At 62.9% G+C, this 22,812-nt stretch carries 21 protein-coding genes; 5 read left to right on the plus strand and 16 right to left on the minus strand.

The features are described 5' to 3' along the window. Positions 1-78: 78 nt before the first annotated feature. From ACTHN9_RS03790 to ACTHN9_RS03800, 3 genes are all read right to left on the minus strand, one after another. Entirely contained in the window at positions 79-438 is a 360-nt protein-coding gene (locus tag ACTHN9_RS03790) for a hypothetical protein (RefSeq protein WP_440535408.1), read from the minus strand. A 161-nt stretch (positions 439-599) separates the two neighbouring features. Then, positions 600-1,754: a YncE family protein gene (locus tag ACTHN9_RS03795; RefSeq protein ID WP_440535409.1), complete on the minus strand. Its 1,155-nt coding sequence runs from the start codon at positions 1,752-1,754 to the stop codon at positions 600-602. Between the two features lie 121 nt (positions 1,755-1,875). Continuing rightward, positions 1,876-2,466 carry a TetR/AcrR family transcriptional regulator gene (locus ACTHN9_RS03800; RefSeq protein ID WP_440535410.1) on the minus strand — a complete coding sequence of 197 codons (591 nt, stop codon included), beginning with the start codon at positions 2,464-2,466 and terminating at the stop codon, positions 1,876-1,878. 114 nt (positions 2,467-2,580) lie between these two features. On the opposite strand from ACTHN9_RS03800, the gene ACTHN9_RS03805 reads away from it, so the two are divergent. The 3 genes from ACTHN9_RS03805 to ACTHN9_RS03815 all read left to right on the plus strand — a co-directional run bounded on the left by ACTHN9_RS03805 (position 2,581) and on the right by ACTHN9_RS03815 (position 4,249). Next, entirely contained in the window at positions 2,581-3,009 is a 429-nt protein-coding gene (locus ACTHN9_RS03805) for a tautomerase family protein (protein WP_440535411.1), read from the plus strand. A gap of 163 nt (positions 3,010-3,172) precedes the next feature. Beyond that, on the plus strand, positions 3,173-3,553 hold the full coding sequence (locus ACTHN9_RS03810; RefSeq protein WP_440535412.1) for a VOC family protein: 381 nt from the start codon (positions 3,173-3,175) through the stop codon (positions 3,551-3,553). 297 nt (positions 3,554-3,850) lie between these two features. Beyond that, complete coding sequence (locus ACTHN9_RS03815; protein WP_440535413.1) at positions 3,851-4,249, plus strand: DUF995 domain-containing protein; 399 nt, start codon at positions 3,851-3,853, stop codon at positions 4,247-4,249. 86 nt (positions 4,250-4,335) lie between these two features. On the opposite strand, the gene ACTHN9_RS03820 is transcribed toward ACTHN9_RS03815, so the two are convergent. Next, positions 4,336-5,163, minus strand: coding sequence for an isocitrate lyase/PEP mutase family protein (locus ACTHN9_RS03820; protein ID WP_440535414.1), 828 nt, complete (start codon positions 5,161-5,163; stop codon positions 4,336-4,338). 281 nt (positions 5,164-5,444) lie between these two features. On the opposite strand from ACTHN9_RS03820, the gene ACTHN9_RS03825 reads away from it, so the two are divergent. Beyond that, the gene (locus ACTHN9_RS03825) at positions 5,445-6,137 is read left to right on the plus strand and encodes an SGNH/GDSL hydrolase family protein (protein WP_440535415.1); all 693 of its coding nucleotides are present in this window, start codon (positions 5,445-5,447) and stop codon (positions 6,135-6,137) included. Here ACTHN9_RS03825 and kdgD read toward each other — a convergent pair. The 9 genes from kdgD to ACTHN9_RS03870 form a co-directional block, all read right to left on the minus strand. Beyond that, positions 6,115-7,032, minus strand: a complete 918-nt coding sequence (gene kdgD, locus ACTHN9_RS03830; protein ID WP_440535416.1) for a 5-dehydro-4-deoxyglucarate dehydratase — start codon at positions 7,030-7,032, stop codon at positions 6,115-6,117. The genes ACTHN9_RS03825 and kdgD overlap by 23 nt on opposite strands. Positions 7,033-7,092: 60 nt before the next feature. After that, entirely contained in the window at positions 7,093-8,433 is a 1,341-nt protein-coding gene (gene gudD, locus ACTHN9_RS03835) for a glucarate dehydratase (protein ID WP_440535417.1), read from the minus strand. Positions 8,434-8,471: 38 nt separating this feature from the next. Then, on the minus strand, positions 8,472-9,857 hold the full coding sequence (locus tag ACTHN9_RS03840) for an MFS transporter (RefSeq protein ID WP_440535418.1): 1,386 nt from the start codon (positions 9,855-9,857) through the stop codon (positions 8,472-8,474). A gap of 175 nt (positions 9,858-10,032) precedes the next feature. Continuing rightward, positions 10,033-10,926, minus strand: coding sequence for a LysR substrate-binding domain-containing protein (locus ACTHN9_RS03845; protein ID WP_440535419.1), 894 nt, complete (start codon positions 10,924-10,926; stop codon positions 10,033-10,035). A 420-nt stretch (positions 10,927-11,346) separates the two neighbouring features. Continuing rightward, positions 11,347-12,708 carry a hypothetical protein gene (locus ACTHN9_RS03850; protein WP_440535420.1) on the minus strand — a complete coding sequence of 454 codons (1,362 nt, stop codon included), beginning with the start codon at positions 12,706-12,708 and terminating at the stop codon, positions 11,347-11,349. Between the two features lie 315 nt (positions 12,709-13,023). Continuing rightward, complete coding sequence (locus ACTHN9_RS03855) at positions 13,024-13,632, minus strand: SMI1/KNR4 family protein (protein ID WP_440535421.1); 609 nt, start codon at positions 13,630-13,632, stop codon at positions 13,024-13,026. Then, on the minus strand, positions 13,629-14,345 hold the full coding sequence (locus ACTHN9_RS03860; protein ID WP_440535422.1) for a DUF1266 domain-containing protein: 717 nt from the start codon (positions 14,343-14,345) through the stop codon (positions 13,629-13,631). The genes ACTHN9_RS03855 and ACTHN9_RS03860 overlap by 4 nt, the downstream gene beginning before the upstream one ends. A gap of 12 nt (positions 14,346-14,357) precedes the next feature. Then, complete coding sequence (locus tag ACTHN9_RS03865; protein WP_440535423.1) at positions 14,358-15,575, minus strand: hypothetical protein; 1,218 nt, start codon at positions 15,573-15,575, stop codon at positions 14,358-14,360. Continuing rightward, positions 15,572-17,926 (minus strand): hypothetical protein, encoded by a 2,355-nt coding sequence (locus tag ACTHN9_RS03870; protein WP_440535424.1) that lies wholly within the window; start codon positions 17,924-17,926, stop codon positions 15,572-15,574. The genes ACTHN9_RS03865 and ACTHN9_RS03870 overlap by 4 nt, the downstream gene beginning before the upstream one ends. A gap of 327 nt (positions 17,927-18,253) precedes the next feature. Here ACTHN9_RS03870 and ACTHN9_RS03875 point away from each other — a divergent pair, with 327 nt between their 5' ends. Continuing rightward, positions 18,254-18,754, plus strand: a complete 501-nt coding sequence (locus ACTHN9_RS03875; RefSeq protein ID WP_440535425.1) for a DUF2867 domain-containing protein — start codon at positions 18,254-18,256, stop codon at positions 18,752-18,754. 242 nt (positions 18,755-18,996) lie between these two features. Here the strand turns inward: ACTHN9_RS03875 and ACTHN9_RS03880 are convergent, their stop codons facing one another. The 3 genes from ACTHN9_RS03880 to ACTHN9_RS03890 all read right to left on the minus strand — a co-directional run bounded on the left by ACTHN9_RS03880 (position 18,997) and on the right by ACTHN9_RS03890 (position 21,947). Continuing rightward, entirely contained in the window at positions 18,997-19,644 is a 648-nt protein-coding gene (locus ACTHN9_RS03880; protein ID WP_440535426.1) for a hypothetical protein, read from the minus strand. A gap of 79 nt (positions 19,645-19,723) precedes the next feature. Next, on the minus strand, positions 19,724-21,271 hold the full coding sequence (locus ACTHN9_RS03885; RefSeq protein WP_440535427.1) for a hypothetical protein: 1,548 nt from the start codon (positions 21,269-21,271) through the stop codon (positions 19,724-19,726). Between the two features lie 427 nt (positions 21,272-21,698). Next, complete coding sequence (locus ACTHN9_RS03890) at positions 21,699-21,947, minus strand: hypothetical protein (protein ID WP_440535428.1); 249 nt, start codon at positions 21,945-21,947, stop codon at positions 21,699-21,701. Positions 21,948-22,812 lie beyond the last annotated feature (865 nt).

Raw genomic sequence — 22,812 nt, forward strand, 5'->3', positions numbered from 1 at the left:
TCGAGCGCGTGCCGGGAAGGCTCTCGTCGAACGGCTTCTATGCTGCTTTCCAGCCGTTAAGGTCGACGCTCGGCGCGATCAGTCGTCGCCGTGGCCGTGGCCATGTTCGTGGCCCCAGCCGTGCCCCCGACCGTGATCCCAGCCTCGGTCGTGATCCCAGCCGCGGTGGCCCCATTCGTCGCGGTCCCACCACCGGCGGCCGTCCCAATAGCGGTCGCCATGCCAGCCGATCACGACCGCGGGCGCCATATAGACGGGCGCCGGCTGATAAATGACGGGCGGCGGCGGAGGCGGTGCATAAACGGGCGCGGGCGCGACGTAAACCGGTGCCGGAATACCGATGTTGACGCCGATGTCCACCCTCGCCATCGCCGAGGTGGAGGCGCCGATCGCAAGCGCGCCGACGGCCAACGAAACGATGGAAACAAGCGATTTCATGGTGACACCTTCGAATACGTAGCGTGGTTGGGACGAACTATAGCGCGGCGTGTCCGATAGGCGTATTTCAAACTTGTAACTGTTGCTGCAGAACATCTTCACCGCGCGGAATTTGCCGATATTCCTCTTACGGGCGCGGCGCTGCCTGTTCGGCAACGTACTCAACGCGCGACACGCCGAAACAGCTTGCGATCGCTACCGGGCTTGCCGACGAACATCCACACGGCATCGTCATCGAACGACACGGCCCCCGCGCCGTCGCCGATATCCCTTGACGCCAAGACCGTACCGCTCGTCGGATCGATGTCGAGCAGCAACATCGAATGCGTCTCGCCGCAACGCGTACCCACGATCTGCACCTTCCCGTCTTTCACGCCCAGGGCATCCACGCTGCATATTGTCCGTGGCGCAGACAGCCGCCGCGCGACATGCCCGGAGGCGTCGATCACGGACAGGAGCAAACGATCGTCGCCGACGCCCACATAAGCCATGCTGCCATCGGGCAGCGACACTGCCCCTTGCGCTTGTCGGTTCGGTGGCGCGACGAACGTCGACCACACGTATCGTGCTCGGCTCAGATCGATCTTGGAAACGGCATACCCTTCGTTAGCGGCCCCCTTCGCATGCTCGTTCGGCAGGAAGCCGCCGGCAATCGTCAAACTTGTGCCGTCGAGCTTCGCGTAACTCGGATCCCAAAAGGCACCGGTCGGCAACACGACAAGTTGCGTGCGCGAGAGGTCTCGATCGAAGTGGGCAACGAACAGGCTTCGCTTGCCCCCGCGATCGATCGAATCGGTACTTGCGCCGCCGACGAGCGACAGCCCTTCGGGCCCGGCTTGGAACAGATTCGGCCAGACATCCCTGCCGACATCGACGCGCTGGCTCTTCAGCAGTTTGCCCGCCGACGAAATCTTGCTCATGACTAACAAGGTGTCGCTTTGCGCTTCGAGGGAGTCCGTCCGCTCCTGGGTGAGGACGTAGTAGAACTCGCCGCTGCGAACGCAGTCGACACTGGAGTTCTCGTAATGATCCTTGGCATAGGGGATGTCCGTCTTCCAAAGCACGCGCCGGGCGTGAGCGTCGACGAGCACGACCATTGCACTGTTGTTCGGAACGTCGTCATGGAAGATGTAGCCCGACACGCAATAACGTCCGTCTCCGACGCTTGCGATCGAGGCAGCGAAAAATTCCTCGGGAACATCCACGACGAATTCGGCCGGTGGCGTGGATGCGGCGAACGCATAGCCCGCGTTCACCGCGATTAACGCGACGAATGCGGACAGGAATACCGGAAGTAGCGTGCGTAGTTTTTTCATTTCTTCTCTGGTTTCTCTCTTGTTGTTTTCGGCAGCGGGCAAGTCGATGCCCTGTGAGTCGATGCCCTGTTACTCACGCTGCCCTCTATAAGCAACGTCGCCAAGCCCTGTGCGACGGCGGTCAATCGTGCGGCGGCGGCTCCGTCAATGCGCTCGCGTAGCGACTGACCGCATGTGCGATACGTTCCGACAAGGCCGGATCGCGCACGGCGCGCGCTAGCGTAACACCACCCGCCAACAGCGACAAAAGCGCGATGGCACGGTCGTCGTGGTCGTCGCCGGGCAGGTCGCCGAGCCCCGACGACACCTCGTCGACGATGGACGCCAGTATCTTTTCGTAAGCGTCGCGTGTCTCGTCGTCCGCCCTCATGACCTCGGGCGAAAGGCTGACGAGTGCACAGCTTTCGTCGATGTTGCAGGTTCGGCGCTGGCCGAGGTAGAAGGCGATGAACGGACGGCGCCAATGCATGCCCTGCCCCGCCTTCAACGTTGCGATGGCCTCTTTCAGTTGCTGCATGCCGGACAGCACCACGGCACGAAACGCCTCGCTCTTCGACTTGAAATGGCCGTAGAACGCGCCGTTCGTCACGCCCGCTTCCTTAGTCAGCGGGCCGATACCGGAACCGCCATACCCCTCGCGCCGAAAAAGGCGCGCGGCGGCGTCCAGGATCCGCTCCCGGGTCTCTTGCTTGTGTTCGATCGAGTAGCGCATAAATTTTTTACAGAGCACCCACTCTCTATTGCATAGAGAGCAGTTGATATGTATTCTATAGAGAGCGATCGCTATTTATATCATGTTCCTGTCAACCGACCTGGAGGTATTGCTATGCCGATCACATTGACCGTGCCGGAAGGCGTTTTCGACGCCGCGGCCGAGGCGAAGGTATTCGCCGAACTGACCGATACGTTACTCGACATCGAAGGGCTGCAAGACAACGCGTTTATGGTGCCGAACGTCGTGGGCACGTTGAACGTGCTGCCGCGCAACAGAATTTTCTCGGGCGGGGCGGCTGCCGAGGCGGCGTTCGTGGAATTGAAGCTGCCGGCGGTCGCGCTGGCGTCGCCCGATGCGAAGCGGCGTTTCATCGAGCGCGCCACCCACATCGTGGCGCGCTCGTCGAGCGGCCGCATCGTGCCGGAGCGCGTGTGGGTCAATGTCGTCTATGCCGCCGATGGCGCGTGGGGCATCGCCGGGCGCGGCTATGACAATGCAGCGCTAGGCGGTGCGATTCAAGCTGCGGCGCTCGCCCGATAGGGCTCGCGTACTCGAACGGTTTGCCGCGACGCGCGAGCGGTCGAAACTGTCCCGAGAACGTCGTCGCACCGCGGCACGCCCGCGGCTGCGGCGGCGTACAATCGGCCCATCGCTGCCTACGAGCGCCGGCTCCTGCACCGTTCGAATCGGGAGGTCTGCAGCCATGAGCATCGCTTTGAACCACACCATCGTTTACGCCCATGATCGGGCGGTGTCCGCCGCGTTTCTCACCGACATCCTCGGGCTGCCTAAAGCGACGCCGTTCGGGCCGTTCCTCACGGTTCATTTGAGCAACGACGTGACGATGGACTTCCTACAGGCCGATAAGCCGCCGAGTCCTCAACATTATGCCTTTCTCGTCGGGGAAGCCGAGTTCACCGACATCATGGACCGAATCAAGGCGCGCGGCGTGCGGTATTGGGCCGATCCGGCCCAGCGGCACGAAGGCGAAATCAACACGCGCGACGGCGGCCACGGTGCTTACTTCGAAGATCCAAGCGGCCATCTGCTCGAGATTTTGACGCGTCCGTATGGCGGGCATTGACTAGGCGCGCGGCGAACCGCCAATTGCGATCCTTCGCAAGCCGCAGCCGATGTCGTCGTCACCGCATCGGGCGGAACGGGCGGCGCCCAAAACGGCATCAACCTCGCGGCAAGTGCGATGTCGGCAACAGTCGATCCGCCGTGTGGCATCGCACAATTTCCCGCCATGAGCGCGTCAAGCGCCTGTCGCCGGTTCCAGTTCGAGTATCGAACACTGGGATCGGCGAGTCGTTACACCTACGGCGGTCAATAAGCGGCTTCACATCAGCATCGGACCATGCCAACCGGAGACGCAAACATGAAACGATATGCAGTCCTTCTCGGCATTTTGCTCGCGCAACTGAACGCAGGGGCCTTCGCGCAGGATGCGCCGCTCTCGAAAGACGAATTGCAGCAAATCGTTCCGGGGTCGAAGGTCACGAGCACGGGCGTCAGCGGCGCCCAGAGAAATTGGACGAACGACCCGGACGGCACCTTGATCGCCAATGCTTCGTTGCCGATGGGCAAGCGCACGACCAGCACCGCCCGGGGCGATTGGCATGTCTCGGACGATGGCCAATACTGCGTCCACATCGAATGGCAATCGGTCACGGAGCGATGGTGCGCGCCGATTCAAAAAACGGCCGAGGGGAAGTACGCGATGGTGAAGGCCGCCAATGCCGCCGCGCTGCCGCTCTCGATGGAGATCGCGAAATAAGGTCGGTGCGCGCTCGACGGGACGACGCTTGGGCGCTTTAACCAGCGCGCGCGTTCATCTGGGAGGCGCCGATCGCGCCTCTCGCTTCAGCGAGCGTCGTCCGCAAAAATACCGTTGAGCTGCGCGCCGGACGCCGCATCGCCGAACCCGTCGAACCGCCCTTGCACGAGCGAGCGCGCCGCGCGCATGAACCCACCCCACGCGGCCCGCGCGCGCGCACCGCCCACGCTCACGCGACGCACGCCGAGGCCAGCGAGATCCTCGAGCGTGAAGGTCGAGTTCGCACCGATCAACACATTGACGGGCTTTGGCGCCACGGCCTGCACCACCGCCTCGATCTGCTCGGCGCTCTGGATGCCCGGCGCGTAGAGGCAATCGGCACCGGCTTGCGCGTACGCCTTTAGACGCGCGAGCGTATCGGGCAGATCGGGCACGCCGACGATGAAGTTCTCCGCGCGGCCAATCAGCATCGTGTCGCCGCCGCTTTCGTCGATCGCTCGACGCGCGGCCGTCAGCCGCGCCACGGCCTCTTCGATCGGGAAGACCGGCGAGCCGGCGTTGCCGGTGGAATCCTCGATCGATAGGCCCGCCACACCGGTGGCAACAGCCAGCTTGACGCTCTCGGCAACTTCAGCCGGATTCGCACCGAAGCCGTTTTCGAAGTCGGCGTTGACCGGCAAATCCGTGGCCTGCACGATCGTTTGCAAATGCGCTAGCACGGCCTCGCGGCTCACATGGTTATCGGCACGACCGTTCGACCACGCGAACCCCGAACTCGTCGTGGCCACCGCCTGGAAGCCGAGGCTGGCCAAATAGCGCGCGCTGCCCGTATCCCAGGGATTCGGCAACACGAAGCAGCTCGATGCGTGCAAGGCACGGAAGGCAGCGCGTTTTTCGGCGACGGTACGTGGCATGACAAGCTCCAGAAGAGAAACGGGAGGCCCTAGCGTGATTTTCGGCACGATCGGGCGATTTCGGGCTCGCGAACGCATCGCGACGCCTATCCGCACTGGGGCATTCGACATTCGCTACCGTCAGCCCTGTGCTCGACTCGCCATTTAACCTCACTTACCGAATTCTCACCGCGAATCGAACCAAGGCCGCCTGCGAGGTGAAGATGCCTAGCGCTAGCACTCGGGAAGATGGTTTACTAGCGGACCGGCACCCGCCCGCTACGCTTACACCTACGCTCGACATGAAACAGATCCTCGTCTACGCCGATTCGCTGTCCTGGGGCATTATCCCCGGGACGCGTCGGCGCCTGCCCTTCGACGCCCGCTGGCCCGGGGTGATGGAACACCAACTCCAAGCCCGAGGCATCGCGGCGCGCGTGTTCGAGAACTGCCTGAACGGCCGCAAGACGGTGTGGGACGATCCCTTCAAGCCCGGGCGCAACGGCATCGCGGGTCTCGAACAGGTCATCGAAATGCACTCGCCGCTGGATTTGGTCGTCGTGATGCTCGGCACCAACGATTTCCAGGCGATGCATCCCCATACCGCGCGGGATTCGGCGCAGGGCATCGGCGCGCTGATTCAATCGATACGCCGTGCGCCTGTCGAACCCGGCATGCCTGTGCCCGCCATCTTGATCGTCGTGCCGCCGGCCATCCAGGTGCCCGACGGCCCCGCCATGCCCAAGTTCCTCGGCAGCGAAAGCCGTTGCGCCGGTCTGGCCGATGCGTACGGCGAAGTCGCCCGATCGCACGGATGCCTGTGCTTCGACGCGGGCGCGGTTACCACGACAAGCCGCCGAGACGGTATTCATCTCGACGCCGATCAGCACACGGTACTCGGCAAGGCCCTTGCGGATGTGGCGCAGGCCGCGCTAGGCCGGAACCTCGACGAAAGCCTGAACGACGCTGTCCTTACTGCGGCCCCAGCTTCCTGATCAGTCCGTCCAACTGCGCCGTTTCCTCGTCGGTCAAGTCGATCAACGGCGCTCGCACGGGCCCCGCATCGCGTCCGACCAGCTTCGCCCCTGCTTTCACGATACTCACGGCATATCCCGCGCAGCGATTGCGGATATTCAGATATGGCAGGAAGAACTCGTCGATCAGGCGGCCCACGGTGGCGTGGTCATCCAATGCGATGGCACGATAGAACGCCATGGCCGTCTTCGGGATGAAATTGAATACCGCCGACGAGTACACCGGCACGCCGAGCGCCTTGTACGCTGCCGCGTACACTTCCGCCGTCGGCAGTCCGCCAAGATACGCGAGGCGCTCGCCGAGCCGGCGGCGGATCGTGACCATGGCCTCGATCTCGCCCACGCCATCCTTAAAGCCGATCAGGTTCTCGCACCGATCGGCCAATTGCTCGAGCCTATCGGCGTTCAGCTTCGAGTTCGCCCGGTTATAGACGATCACCCCCATCTTCGGCACGGCCTTGCAAACCTGCTCGACGTGCGCGGCGATCCCTTCCTGCGGCGCTTCGGTTAGGTAATGCGGCATCAAGAGGATGCCCTGAGCGCCGTTAAGCTGCGCCTGCTGCGCATACTCGATCGCGACGCGCGTGGGGCCGCCGGCGCCCGCGAGAATCGGTACCTTGCCCTTGCATGTCTCGGCGGCCGTTCGAATGACGTCCACATATTCGCTCTTCGTCAGCGAAAAGAACTCGCCCGTACCGCCCGCGGCGAACAGCGCACTGGCGCCATACGGCGCGAGCCATTCGAGGCGGGCCGCATAGGTGTCGGGCCGAAATTCACCGTTGGCGTCGAAGTCGGTCACGGGGAAAGACAACAGCCCTTGCGAAATGATGGTTTTGAGTTCTTGCGGTGTAGTCATGATCGGGGTCCTGCTCGTGAAGTCCGTAAAAAAGGCACGAAATCGGGGAGGCCGTGTCGTTCAGCGCACGAGGCACGGACGCTTGTGGTCGAACGTCCAATTCGGAATCAGGTATTGCATGGCGAGCGCATCGTCGCGCGCACCCAAGCCATGCTTGCGATAAAGCGCGTGTGCCTTTTCCACCTCGACCATGTCGATTTCGATGCCAAGGCCCGGCTTGCGCGGCACCGCGATCTTGCCGCCCGCGATATACAGCGGCTCGCGCGTCAAACGCTGCCCGTCCTGCCAAATCCAGTGCGTGTCGATCGCCGTCACCTTGCCCGGCGCGGCCGCGCCGACATGCGTGAACATCGCGAGCGAGATATCGAAGTGATTGTTCGAATGCGATCCCCAGGTGAGCCCGAACATCTGGCACAACTGCGCCACGCGTACCGATCCCTGCAGCGTCCAAAAGTGCGGATCGGCCAGCGGAATGTCGACCGAATGCAGCTGGAGCGAATGCGCCATCTGGCGCCAGTCGGTCGCTATCATGTTCGTCGCCGTCGGCAAGCCCGTGGCGCGGCGGAACTCGGCCATCACCTCGCGGCCCGAATAGCCGTTTTCCGCCCCGCAGGGGTCCTCGGCATAGGCCAATACACCGTGCTTGTCGCGGCACACACGCACGGCTTCGGCCAGCGACCAAGCCCCGTTCGGGTCCAGCGTCACGCGCGCATCGGGAAAGCGCTCATGCAGCGCGACGATCGCTTCCATCTCCACGTCGCTCTCGAACACGCCGCCCTTGAGCTTGAAGTCGTCGAATCCGTAGCGGGCCTGTGCCGCCTCGGCCAGGCGCACCACGGCGTCGGCGGTGAGCGCGGCTTCGTTGCGCAGACGGAACCATGCGTCGTCCGTGTCGCGTTCGTCGCGATAACCGAGTGACGTCTTGTTTCGATCGCCGATGTAGAAGAGATAGCCGAGCATCTGCACTTCGTCGCGCTGCTGCCCCGAACCGAGCAGCGCCGCGACGGGGACATCGAGGAACTGGCCGAGCAAGTCGAGCAACGCGGACTCGATCGCAGTGACCGCGTGGATCGTGGTGCGCAGGTCGAACGTCTGCAGTCCCCGCCCACTTGCGTCGCGATCGGCGAACGCCGCGTGCATCGCGTTCAATACCTCGTTGTATCGGCCGATCGGCTGCCCGACGACCAGCGCACGCGCCTCCTCGAGCGTCTTTCGGATCGCCTCGCCGCCGGGCACTTCGCCTAGGCCCGTGCGGCCCGCACTGTCCCGCACGATAACGATGTTTCGCGTGAACCATGGGCCGTGCGCACCGCTCAGGTTCAGCAGCATGCTGTCCTGGCCCGCGACCGGGATGACGCGCAGGTCCGTGACGACCGGCGAGCCTGAGAAAGTCGAACTCATGAAATGCTCCGCGAAGTAAAAAAGATCGGCGACACGGCCTAGGTCGCCAGCGATCGGGTGAGATGCACGCGCTGGATTTCGCCAACGATGACGAGGTAGCTGACGATGGCCATCGCCGCATTCGCGCTAACGAAGGCCAAGGCGCCCGCGAACGAGCCCGTTGCTTGCACGATGTAGCCGATCACGATCGGGGTGGTAATGCCGGCGGTATTGCCAAACGTATTGAAGAGCCCGCCCGATAGGCCCGCGGCTTCGCGCGGCGAGGTATCCGACACGACCGCCCACCCGAGCGCGCCGACGCCTTTACCGAAAAACGCAAGCGACATCACGATGACGACGAGCGTGTTGTCGCCGATATAGCTACACGCGATCATACTCATCGACATCAACATGCCGATGACGATCGGCGTCTTGCGCGACGCGGACAACGAAAAACCCGACGCCGACATCCGATCCGACAGCCAGCCGCCGACGATCCCGCCGAGGAAGCCGCAAATCGCCGGCAGCGAGGCAACGAAGCCGGCCTTCAAGATCGTCATGCCGCGTTGCTGGACGAGATACACCGGAAACCATGTCAGGAAAAAGTAGGTCAGCGTCGTAATGCAGTACTGGCCGATGTAGATACCGAGCAGCATGCGATTGCCGAGCAACTCCTTCACGCATGCCCAGGTCTCCACCTGCTTGGGTGTCGCGGCGCCGTGGCCCGAATCGAGCGCGACGAGCGCGCCTCCTTCCTCGAGATAGCGCAGTTCGCTTTCGCTGACGCTTGGATGGTCCTTCGGCCCGTGAATGACCTTGAGCCAAAAAACCGCGCAGACGATGCCCACCGCGCCCATGAACACGAACGCGCTCTGCCACCCGTAGTTGTGCACGAGCCACCCCATGATCGGCGCGAACAACACGGTCGCGAAGTACTGCGCCGAGTTGAAAATCGCGGCGGCCATGCCCCGCTCGTGCGATGGAAACCACGCGGCGGCGATGCGGCTATTGCCGGGAAACGACGGGGCTTCGGCCGCGCCGACAAGCAGCCGCAACAAAAACAAGGCGGCGACCGCCGCCCCGCCCGCCAGGAAACCCACCGCGCCTTGCAACAGCGTAAAGATCGACCAAAGCAAGATGCTGAAGAAGTACGTCATGCGCGAGCCGAATCGGTCGAGCAGCCAGCCGCCGGGCAACTGCGCGATGACATACGACCACGCGAACGCGGAGAAGACGTAGCCCATTTCGACTGGCGAAAGCGCCATCGCCTTGCGGATTGCGGCGCCGGCGATGGAGATCGTCGCGCGGTCTGCGTAATTGATCGTCGTCACGACGAAGAGCATCGCGAGGATGCCCCACCGCGTACGCGATGCGAGCGTTCGGGCGATCGGCGCATTCGACGCATTCGACGCATTCGATCCATTCGACGCACCTATCTGGTCCATCTCCGTCTCCTCCGATTGGAAGCGCTCGCCGTGTGCGTACCGATCGCACCGGCGTTGTTGTCCGTTGCATTCTGGGAGGAGGTCGATTCAGAATCAAATCAAGGAGTGACTCGATCGATTCAAAAACTGAATCGATCCACGAGACGAAGTGCGCCGCGGCCGCCACGGCCGAAGATCAACGATTGGCGAAGCGCGGAAGAATTTCGGTTTTGACGATCGTCAGAATGGGATTGTCGTTGCTGCGCCGAAACGCGCAGATCGTCTCGACCGGCCGCGGCGGATCCGTTTCGATGCGGCGCAAGATAACGCCTTGGAAACGCAGCCGCGTCGCGGCTTCCGGGATCAACGCCGCACCGATGCCCGCGTGCACGAGCGCCAGCATGGTATGAATCTGCGCCACATGTTCGACGAAGTCGGGGACGACACCGGCCCGGTCGAATATCGCCTGCGTCAGCCGATAGAAATAGTCGGCCTCGTACGGCGAGTACATGAGCAGCGCTCGGCCGTGCAGATCGGCGGCAACGGGGTGCTCCGGCCACTGATCGGCTTCGCTTTCCGGAATCGCCAGCACGAGGCCCTCATTGCCGAGTACCGCGGTTTCGAGTTCGCCGCTGTCGACGTGCGGGCGCAAGAGTCCGATGTCGAGTTGCCCCGATGCGAGCGCTTTGAGCTGATCGCGGCTGACGAGTTCTTTGAGTGTCAGCGCAACGCCTGGCGAATGCTCGTGCACGAGCCGCACGAGCGTCGGCAGAAGGCCGTAGCCGGATGCGGCGGTGAAACCGATCGATAGGAAGCCGGTCTCGCCCTTCGCGACGCGCCGCGCCGTGTAGGCCGCCTCCTCCGCAAGACGAAGAATCCGCGCCGCCTCCAACAAGAAGGAACGCCCCGCGGCGGTGAGCCGAACGGTGCGGCTCGTGCGATCCAAAAGCGGCGTGCCGATCTGGTGCTCGAGTAGGCGGATTTGCCGGCTTAGCGGCGGCTGAGTCATGTTCAAACGCTCGGCCGCGCGGCTGAAGTGCAGTTCCTCGGCGACGGCGACGAAGCAACGGATTTGACTGATTTCGAACATGGGCGGGTGCGATGGCGAGGGCGAGAACGGCAGTCCGGGGCTTACGCCCGGACATTCGAGCGCGACTCGACATCGGACTTCCACGAGCGGCGCTCGTCAAGTGGGCCGAGGCCCTCCTTCTTCGTTCGTTTTTGGCCTTTGGCGCGGGGCGCGAGGATCGGATCCGCGTTGCGCCGGCTCTCTCGTGCATGCGTCGGGCGGCAGGACATAGGGCAGATCGTCGCAACAACATGCGTAGATGGGAAAACCGTAGGCGTTGGTGCCGACGATGGTCGTCGGACCATGCGATGGACATACCGCGTTCATGGCGCCTCCCGGAAGTTAGCCGTCAACCGGGATATCGTACGCCTGGCGACGCGGTTCGGCGATGTTGCGCTCGCGCGAATATAGAACGAGATGGTACTCGATTCGGCGTTCGCTTTAGCGGCCCGTCGGTTGAGGCAGGCGGGCGATGGCGCGTTCGAGCCTGTCCAGCGCGACTCGCGCATGGTTGCGTTGACGTCCGGCCTCGTGGATGTCGCGATCGACCAGAATCGCCCGGGCGCGCAGCGAGTCGGGCTTGCTCGATGCAGGCGCTTCGTGCTGTTTCAGCGCTTGTACCGTCCCCAGATCGACCTCGGCCATCCCGGTTTCGGCGATCAATCGCTTGAGTTGGGCAGCATGGCCCTCGAGTTCTGCGCGCTTGGCAGCCAATTCTTTCCTCGGCGTCGACCGCACCGATTGAAGCGCGCGGTATGCGCCGTTGACCGAGCCGCGCAAATCGCGCGCGAGGCCGGCGTAGTGCTGACCTATCGATGCCAGGGGGCCGGTTTCGTGCCGGTCTTCGGCGATGGTCGGAAGCTGTGGCCGAAACGTGCTCCGCCCTTGCTGTGGGGTCCGTTTGACGAAGCGGCCCGAGGTGGTTGACACGGCCGGCTCCCCGCGCCGATCCGCGCTTACCGGCGTCGACTTCCGCCGCTGCGGGTTGGGCGCCATGCCGGCGCCGATTTTCGGTTTCAGATTGTTTTGCGCCCTCGCGGAGGCGGCCGGCCGGGCGACTTCGCCAGCGCCCCCGGTCATCGGCGGCGGCGGGCGACGGGTCGGCACGGGCTTGCCTTCGCGACGCGCCTGTTCGACAGATAGCTTCGGGATAGCGTTGCGCGTTGTAGTCGGACGGCCGTTCTGTTCATGCGTCCGTTGGACCGTTTCGGCCGCCGAATTCTCCGGTGCGGCAGCGGGACGCGACGCGGCTCGTGGCGGCGGCGAGGCGGAAGCTTGCTTCGGTGTCGGCTGCGATGACGAGCGCGTGAATCCGAGCAGGTTCTTGGCCGAGCGCTTGATTGCGCTCAGCATGCCCGACGAGCCGGCGCGCGCCGGCTCCTGCCGCACGGCTGGACGCTGAGACGCGGAGGCCGCCGCGCTCTTGCGCAACGGCGTTTGCGGCGCATCGATCAGACTGTGCGTCGGTGCGCCGGCGCCAGCCTGGCCCGCGGCCGACGGACGCCGAAAGATGTCGTCGAGTTCCGACCACTCGTCGTCCTGGGATGTAGTCGGTTTGGTAGTCGGCGCAATCCACTCGCGGAAAGATAGCTCGCGCGTCAGTGGCGCCCTGGCGGCTTCGGCCTCCCGTTTGCCGGCGGTGGTGCGGCTGCCGAGTGCCTTGAGGCTCTCGATCTGGCTACCGCCCTTGGGCAGTGCAGCCGAGCTTGGATTCGGACTCTTCGCCCGCGCTGCCGGAATGGTTTGGCTCGAGTCCGCGCCGATATGCGTCGACACCGGGGTCATTCGAATCGACTGGGACATGGCCGTCCTCCTTTCCGATAAAACGCATCAATAACGGGATCGACGCGAATGTAGCGGGAGTCAAGCAGCGGCCAAGTCCCTGCCGGCGAAAGGTTGCGGAATGCGGCGAAACGGCAGTACCGCTTCGCTGGCCCAGATGGGGCCGACACACGTCGGCAGGTCGCTAGCCGCAATACCCGCAATACCTACCGCCACGACCAATATCCAGCGAATCGATCTGAAGGTCCCGTGCCAACTCTCGCGCAATTCGATGTGGCCGGTATGTTCGATGGGCTCATGCGCGCGAATCGATGTCGACCGCAGCGAAACTTCCCGTCAATACAACCACTTGCGGACCAACGCGCGGCCGAACCGCTCGGCGAGCAGCGCCTCCCCCGCCGCCTCTTGTTCATGCACCTCGGCCAGCATCTTGATCATCAATGCCTCGAGATAGCGATCGATATCGGAGGCGAAAAACGTCAGCGCGGGATCGGTGTCGTGGTCGAAGTAATAGACGGCACCGGTGCTCCGATGAAAGCAGAACATATTGCCGTTGCCGAGATAATCGCCGAACACGATCAACTGCTCGGCCAGCGCTTCTTCCTGCTTGGCCAGCCCTCTCTCCATGAGACCGGGATAGGCGTCGAATAGCGGCAGCATGGGCGTGCGCGCCGCCTTGTCCAGGGCGCATAGCTGCTCAGCCAGATCGAGCGTCCCAACTTCTAAATGGTAGCGGCGCAGATCTGCAGGCAGCACGCACCCGAGCCGCTTTTCGGCCTCCGCCACCGCCTCTTGCGTGGCAGGCGTTAGCTTCGGCATGGATACGTGTCCGGCCCACAAATCGGCGTAGGCCTCGATCACGGCTCGGAACCAGGTCACACGCGCAGCGTCGTCCTTCAGGCTCGGCCATTCGAGAGGCGGGATGCAAGGGCTTGTCGGTGTCATCGTTGTTTTAATAGTCGATGTTGATGAGAGGCAGCGCCCCGAGCGGCAGCAGGCTCCGGACTGAACGCCGCAGGCCCGGGCCATGGCAGGCTGCGCCACCCGCGTTTTCGCGAGGAAAGCCATTGTGCCAGCGTCTGCTCGTCGAATGCGTTGCCGAACGGGTCGGCGCGAAACGCCTCGACCCATTGGCGGCGCCCTGCGATGAACGCCCGCCCGAAGTCTTCCCAGCTCGAGAAGCAATCCTGTGCGCGCTGCGCATTGAGCAACAGCACCCGCCACCCAAGCTGCGGCTCCAACCACCCCATCAACATGACCATGCGCACGAGAAAGGCCGTGCGCGCGCAGGCGAACGCGAGCAACGCGCGCGGATCGTCGCTCGGCAGCAGGTCCTGCAGATCGGCACGGAACCACTGCGCCTCGAGCGTGCGGGCAAGATGCGCGCGCGCATCGTCGCCGCTGGCATCGATACGCAACCCCATCTGGTGAAGCAGTTGCGGCCGGAACCGGGCGCGCATCGTATCGGTCATGACGAGATCGGCCGAGACGTGAAACGTTCCGTACCGCGTCGCGACCGCAAACGGCTGCGCCAACGCGAGCGCCCAGCGCTTGCGTGCCCGCAACCGCTCCGGCAGCAGTTGCCGGACAAGGTTGCGATACAACCACCAGCCGGCGAACAGCACGATAAAAACGTTGAACCACCAGGGCTGAGACATCGTCCGGTTTCCTTATGCCGTGAGCGGAGAAAGGTTGGGTTCATCGTCGTCGGACGCGTGAAATCCCGGCCACCCAACGCCTTCGGTCGCGAACGGCGCCGGCTCATCCGTCCGTGCGCCGTCGAGCCTGCGCATGGCATAGCGAACGGCCGCGGCACGCGGCGCGCGCGCCTGCAGCAACTGCGGCGCACGCGCCGCGACGAACCATTCCACCGCCGGCGTCGGCGCGGCAAGGTGCGCGAACAGCATCGGATGACGCGCGACGAGACTGGCCTGCAGGGCCGTGTCCCGCACCTCGTCGATAGGTGCCCAGCCCCCCGGCGTGCGCACGACGCCGATCGCGATGCAGTCGGCCGGCATGACGTCGTTCGTGCCGAGCGCCTCTAGGCACGCCACGACTTCGGGCACATAGCGGGCGATCGGCGGCCGGTTCTGCTTGCCCTTCACCTGCTCGACTTCGAGCGAGCCATCCTCGTGCGCGATCACGCTGATCGTCACGTGCGGTTGCCCGTTCGTGTCCCGGAAGCTGAGCAGCCGCATATGCTGCGCTTCGATCGCTTGTGCGTAGCGATCGCCATAACCGCCCGTCAGCGCTTGCCGGTCGACAAACTGGCCGAGACAATGCCGCATCGCATAGCTTTCGTATGCCATCTCGGCGCGAAGCTGCGCGCTGTCGTGGCGGAACTCGACGAACCGGCCATTCGGCAGATCGAGGAACGTGCAAACCGCCTCCGGCCGGCTTTCGCGCCAGCCGCGCTCGATCCGCGCGGCCATCTGGGCATGCTCGCTTTCCCAGAGCGCGAGCGCTTGCGGGCAATTGATGCGATCGAGCTTGCCGGCCAGCGAAGTGCCGGCGCGCGATTCGAGAAATTCGACGAGGCGCGCTTCGAGTGCAAGCAATGTGGGCTCGGCCGGATCGATCCAGACGACGGGTGCGAGCGCAACGCCGGTTGGTCCGTCGCGCCGTTCGGCCACGCCGCCAAAACGCGCGGCGACCCAGGCGGGCAACGCCGCCGGAGCGAGTGCGCGCGCTGCCTCGTCGAGCGATTCGATAGCGCGAGCCGGAACGAAGTTAGCGACGACGTGACGATAAAAGTGATTGAGCAGCCACGCGCGGATGTCGTTGCCATCGCCGCGTGCGCCGCTGCGCGCGGCGATGCCCGCTTTCAATTCGTCGGCATTGAGCGCATTGCGCGGCGCATAACCGAGCCTGACAGCCGGGGTATTCATCGCCAGAACCTCCACCACGTTTTGCGCGCCCGCTCGCGCGGCGACCGATATTCGCCCCCATCGCGGTAGGACACCAGTTGTCGTTCGATGCTTGCGGTGTCCAGGCGCTCGCGTTCCGGCCGGGCCTCGTTCAACGCCAGCACTCGCTCGTACCAAGTCTTCGCCTCGTCGTAGCGACCGAGATCATGCAAGAGCGTGGCGGCGTTCCAGGCCGTCCATGGGTTCTCGCTCACCGCCGCTTGAGGTTGCAGGCTCGCCCAAAGGGAGGCCGCTTCGCCGGGCCGCGTCGGCGCAAGGTACATGGCAATGATCACGCGCGCACCCAACGCGTCTTGCGGGAGCTTCGCTTCGTCGAGTCGCGCTACTTGCCGCTGCCATGTCACGAGCCGCTCGAGCCAGATCAAGATTTCATCCGCGCGCCCGAGCGTCTCGAGCGAGCTGGCGATATTGCGCACGTACCAGTTCGGCGAGTAGTTCCCAAAACCGCGCGCCATCGAAAAGTGCCAAAGCTGCTCGGCCACGTCGATGGCGGCTACGTGGTCGCCGCTCGCCCGCAAAGCGTTCATCAAGCTCCCGTATTGGTCGGCGAACGGGCTCGCCGCGGTGCCGCGCCGATGCAATTCGATCGCCTGCGCATAACGCTCGGCGCTCTTGTAACAGAGTCCGAGATTGTTGCAGAGCATCGCGTAAAGCTCCGCGCATCCGTCATACGGGTGGCCGTTTCCCATTTCGAGAAACCGCTCCATATAAGCCAGGCCCTGCTCATAGATGGCAAGCTTGAGCCGATCCAAGTCGACACGCACGTCGGCCCGCGATGGCTCGGGCACGGCTTGCACGAACGCGTCATCGTCTTCGTCGAGTCCGGCCGCAAACCGGTAGCAAGCTCTACCGCTCGCCAGGTTAGGAGAAGGAGACTGGATCGCGGCGGCCAGGCCCGCCGACTGCTGGCGTGCGACAAACAACGCATAGTGCGAGCGATCGTCGGTCATGCGGCCTTGCTCGATGGCCACGCGCAGACGCTCGGCTTGCGTCGCCGGGTCGATGAGCTTGGCGCGGCCATCGTGCAGGGCGCTAAGGTAAGCGATCCACGGATGGTCCGACGCACGCCGCTGCGCAAGGGAGCGGGCCGCCGCGTGGACCGCTTCGCGCAGTTCGTCGCCCCTCGATTCGCCCACCGTCGCATAAAGCTCCGCATGCGCGATAGAGCGCAGCCTGATGTTCGTGCCCACCCGGCCAACCGCAATCAAGCGCTCGAGCAAACGCGCCGTGTCGCAGGCGAGCATCACGGAAAGCGGCCACCACACCGATGTGTCGTTTTCGTCTGCGAGCCGTTCGTGGACAATCTGTGCCATGCCTGCCCACGTCTGCTCTTCGCATTCGTACATATGGAAGAACAGACGCTGCCCGGCTTCGTCAAGCTGTCCGGCTTCGAGGAGCCACCGCAGCTCGTATTCGATGAAATCGTCGGTTCCGTCTACAGACAGGCTGTGGCGGGCAAGCTCGCAGGCCGCGAGCGCCGCCTGCGGACCCTCCTGCGCATAAGCGGCCCGAGCGGCAAGGCGCGCCAGGCGAACTTCCAGTTCGCGGCGTCGGGGCGCCGGCCAATCCGCCATCAGCGCGGCAACGGCCTGTTCGATAACTGGATAGCCATGCGGCACGATCTCGATCAGCGAGTCGCCTAGGCGCAGCCAATCGCGCTCATCGACGGCTTGGCCCGGCGCCGCGCCCGCCATCGCGGCAAGCGCGGCATCGGCGGCGGTCACCGCCTGTGCGTCCGCGCCCTGCCGTTTGAACGCCCACGCGCGCCGCCGCTGCCGATCGGCTTCATCGCCAGCGCGAAGTGTCGCACGCTCGGGGATCGCCAGACGCAGCGCATGGCGTAACTCGATGGCTGCGAGTGCGTGGGCGGGATGGTGCAGCTCGATGTTGTCGAAGGCACCCCAGCGGCGATAGCGCTCCGCGTTAAGGCCGGGCTCTTCGCCCACCACGTGACGAATTTCGACGAGCGCTCGCCCGATGGCGTCATCCTCCCGCAGGAAGGTAGCGATGTGCAGCCGGTACAGCGCAAGACGCATGCGGATGTCGGCACGGGCATCAGGCGCCGCGCCCGCCAGCACGCTCGCCCCATCGCCATCGAGCACGGCGCGCGCCGCGGCGGCGTCGCCGGCTTGCAACCACAGGCCGTAAAGCCGCGTGATCGCGTCCATCGAATGCGCGCACAACGGCCGGGCACGTAGCGTGGCCAGCAAATTACGGGCTTCGTCCGAATCGTCTTCTTCCAGATCGGCTTCGAGCCGATCCAGCCATTGCTCCAACTGCCGGCCCGTCACAACATCGAGATTCGGAGTCATTCATATCTCCGGGATTCTTTTTGGGTAGAGCGATAGATTAACAGCCTTAAATTTCTGTCCGATTGCTATGGACGAAGGCTTTCGCTTACGGCTTCATGCGCACCGGTGCGAGGTGACTCGGCTCGCGAAGCAAGAACAGCGAACGCATTGGACGCGCAGCCGGATAATCGACATTTGAAAGGTGCGGAGTGAGCGCTAGTGCTTCGGACAATCATGGCATTCTTGGCAGCGGTTCGCGATGATCGGAGTAAAGAGGACCGAAGTCTGGGTCGACGCACCCATCAACGTTGCAAATTTTTACCTGGGGCACTCATGGCAAACAAGGTCTTGCTGATTCCCACGCCGACGGCGGCAATTCGTGCGTCGGGGTTGTCGCACATCGATTTCGCCGATGCCTACTCCGCTCAGGTAGATCGATGCTACGTCGACGCCGAACAAGCAGCGCGCGCCGTGTTCGCCGATCCGCCACACACGGTCCGATGTCTGATGGCCTTGCGTAACGGAATCGTGGCGCCGTTCGGACTTAAGGCAAGTATTGACTTTTCCGACCGCGGGCTGGGGAAGATCGACGTGTTTCCGATTATTTCGAGTACGAACGCCGAAGTCGTCGTCGGTGGCGACGACAAGCATCTGGATTTTCGGATCTGGATAAGCATTCAACCGGGTGCGAAGGGATCGGAAGTGACGATTTCAACCTTGGTCAAAATCAACCATCTGCTTGGACGAGTCTACCTGTTTGCCATCATGCCGTTTCACAAGCGCCTGTCGCGCTCGCTGCTGCAACTGGCGGTCAATCGGCGAGACAACGTGTCTTTGGAAGAGAGGTAGATTCAAGCGCGGAGCGTAGCCGCTGCGCATAAGGGTGCGAGGAAAGCCGGTCGCCGGTCTAGCGCGCGTCGTCATTGCGAACGGGATGATCGGGGAATTGCCGCAACGCGAAAGCCTCACGGGCACTCCAGGGCTGCTCGGGACCGGACGGCGGACGGGCCGCTCCAAGGATCTGCGGCAATCGACGTCGATCCATATCGCTAAGCAAGGTGCGACGCGCGGAACACTCGCGTCGGCTTCTCTTATCGAAAGTACGGCCAACCCTCCAGCGTGAGAAGGGCGTCGCGAGGTACAAAGTGCCATTCACAAGCCTCTGAATCGAACATCGCAATCTGATCGTAGTCGTCCACGTCCTCGCTGATATCCGGATTTGCGTCGCATAGCGCTTTGAGTGCATGGCCCAGCATGCGCATCTTGCTGCGCGAGGCGATGACGAGATATTCGTCGTACCAAGCGTATATTCCCGCGGACTCGTACAACCGTTGCATCGTCACCAGCGCTTGAGCCTCGATTGCGATATCGCTCGCTTCCGGTCGTGCGGGCTGCAGGTGCCCGATCCCGGCGAGCCGGCCGTTTGGCCGCTGCAGTACCCGATAACCCTTGGCGCGCCAACCGAGGTGAACCACGATCGGCTTTTGGGTGACACCCTCGACCAAGAATTCCCGTTCAAGACTCGATACCGGGGTGGCCTGGTGAGTTTCGCCGGTTTGTCCTAACAGCGCCAGGCTGTCTATTAGCGCGTCGAATCCCCTTAGATAGCAGCGCGGCACAACCTCGTCGGTCGTTGCCTTGCTCACTTGTCCGTAAATGCCATTCTCCAGCCGGCGCACGACGTATCCGTCGAAGGACATGGCTGGGCAGACACTGTGGGATTGCTGAGAAATCTCCATCGAAGTCCTAGCTAAAAGTTGGAAGACGAAGCTGTCGTGGCCGCCGAACGCCTCGGCCTATCGTTCACTGCCGGAAAGGTCACAGCGCAAGCCGATCCGGCCGCACGATCGTCGGACCGATGAACGCGAGCTTTCGCAGCGACGAATTCGGCCCGTGAGGTTGCATTCTGAAGTGCGGTCGACGCCAGTGCCCTCGAACTTCGTGGTGATCGCCGTTCGACGGCAATGCACTCACCGTGTCGGCATCCAGGATCGCCGGCCCGACGATATGACGGTCGTATAGCCGCTCGATCTCTGCCAGCCGCTCTTCGCGCTTGCGCCGGCCAAGCCCGCTCAGGTCTCTCGGCGCATTCGTGTACGCGCGGTCATGTACCACATGCGCATCGCGCACCGAGAGATATAACAGCATCTTGACGACATAGTCGAGTATGTAGCGCCAGTGCTCGCGACTCTCGCCCATCTCCTCCCCTTCGTCTCGCGCCACGGCACATGCTTCCTCCAAATCCTCGAGGATGGTCTTTTCGGGATTGTCCAGTCGAAGGTCGAACACCATCGTCCGAACGCCCGCGGCGAGCCCCTGCCGCTGCGCGACCGTGACGCAACTGATCACCGGGAACTGCTTCCCATCGAGTTCGGCGCACTGTCGGAACAAGGCGATTGCACACGCACCCTTCTCCCACCACGATGGATCGGGCACGATGCAGACGGCATCGGCTGGCAGACTGATCATGCCCACCGGTACGTCGTCGGCGATATAGGACGCCTCCAGCAATCGATGCAGTGCCGGCGTTGGCTCATACAGCGCCCCTTGGCGTGCCGCAAACGCCTGCCAGGCGAGGCTCTGCGACGCCATTGAGGCTTCTAGCGGCTCGACCATCTGCGCAAGCGGGCGCTGGCACAAACACTCGATCAACTGCGGAAATACCCGAAGAAGCGACGAGATCGGAACCTCTCTAAGCAAGGAATCCGCCTCGGCCCCGTTCTTACCCGCAGCTCTTCTAAAGTGCGACCATGCCTCGATCGCTCCCGTGGCACGATACCGCACGGGCATCGGCAGACGGTCGTAGAGCGCATCCCAGGCAAGCGCGGTTTTTTGCACGGCGATGCCGAACAGGCGTCGGACTTCGTCGAGTTGCGACTGCGTGACATGGCCATCGCTAGCGGATACTCGCGAGATAAAGGGCTGCTGTGCGCGCCGCCTCGCATATGCGGCTACTGCGGCGTCCGTATAGTCGACGCTGATCTGCATCGTCCCCGGACGAATCATGTCGCGGCCGTCCCGACCGAATTCGATCTCAAGCCCTGGACCGCCGCTCAACTTCGCAGGACCCAGCTTAGGCTTGGAAAGCCAACCCGCCAGCTTCGGGCTGATCTGATCCCATACTTGGCACGCGTAACGCCGTGCCGCATCCGGGCTGGAGAACGGCACGGGGCCGCCTATGCTCACGCGCATCGTTACGCCCGGAACAATCCCCGTGCATCGGACCGGCTTACCACCAAGCGTCAGGGAGCCGGTCACGGCATCGATGAATACCGATTCGCTGCTGTGGTCAAGGCCGCCCTCGATCCTCACATGTGCCCCCTCACGGTAGGCATGCTGCGGTTTGTGGTTCTCGCTTATCTGCATCGTCGATTCGTTTCCTTTCGATCGCGGCTATCCTTGCCCTGGTTGCCGGCATTGCTAAACAATCGCGGCCTCAACCAAAGCGATCCAAGCCGCACGCGTTCATGGCGATGAAGTCATGCAGGACGCCATGCGCGCTTAAGTTGGGTGGACTGAGTCATGTGTGCAGCGCTGCATGATTGCGCGGAAGATCACGGAGTCTCGACCGGTACCTTGTGGCAAGAGTTCGGCCCGCATGTGGCAGCTGGCGTGGACGCACTCACGAAACGGACAACGGTCCCCAAGCACAACGCGATGATCGACAGCCTCGATCGCATTCGGCTGCAGCCCCGATAAATTTGGTGCGTGAGGCCGGCAGATTGCATCGTCAACCTAGCCCCGCCGCCGTCTCACTGGGCATCGCAGGAAGTGTTCACATGGCAATCGACGGTCAAGAGTTCCGCTTTTGAGGCGAACTACGCTTGCCCGCGCGATATGCATCTCTTGTCGTCTCGTCGCCATAGAGAAGCGCCTCGTTGTATAGGCGGTTATCGTGGGGAACAGGGCCAGACTCTGCCTCGTCGTAGAACTTTCGAAATATTGTGCGACCGGCGTGCTCCCAACGAAACATCACCTCCTCGAACGGATAGTCGATGTAGACGTCCTCGGTATTAAAACGCGGCCCGATGTCGATGCCCATCAGTTCGATCCTCCCTTTCTGATTGCATTGTGGTAGTCCTTGTTCTGCTGCGACAACGTCTGCGCCTCAGGGCTGGCTTTGTCGGGCAAAACGCGCCATTGTTCGTACAAGTCGTGCCCTGTTCCGTTAACCTAGATGTTAAATTTCCCTCTGACTTTTTGAGCGAGCAAACCGCAATGCGCAATTCGAGATAGGCTCTTCCTGTCAGACGCTCCAGCGCTTGATAACCTCGCTCCAACGCCGGGCATCCATTCGCAGCGCGTACATGTAGCCAAGAGGACCTTCATCCCTATCTCTCTCCAGAACAAATTTGTTGTAAATCGGATCGAATGCCCACCATGCCTCGCATTCTACAGAGAAATTTCTGATCGAAAATCTTGTCGTTTTTTTATTGAAAAAATGCGCGCAATTCACCACAATGGAGCCATCAAGCGGTCATCGCTGCAGATCAAGTTGCAGCATTAAATTTCCATCTACCACATAAAGACAGAATATATTTCCTTCCGCGCGGTTGACGCAACCTCTCAATGGCACCACTTCGCCCCCCCCAGCAGGATGGAGAACACCAGTCAATTTGTCGATAACAAGCTGTGGCATGCCCGGGAGGTCATTCAACAGAACACGTGTCTCAGTCATTTTACTGTCGCTATTCCAGTCAGAGCAAACGTGTCGAAGTCCAATGAAACTGATCGCCATCCCCCACGCCCGGCACGGAAGACCTCGGGTGAATCGCCCCGGGAATCGTGGAGGCTGGTTGGTTTAAGTTGATGCCGGCATCGCAACTGCGTTGCTGAGTTGCCGGTAGTAGTTTGCCTCAGCTTCAGCGGGTGGGATATAGCCGAGCGGTTCCATGAGCCGATGGTGG

This window comes from Trinickia sp. (assembly GCF_051953405.1).
GTDB lineage: Bacteria > Pseudomonadota > Gammaproteobacteria > Burkholderiales > Burkholderiaceae > Trinickia.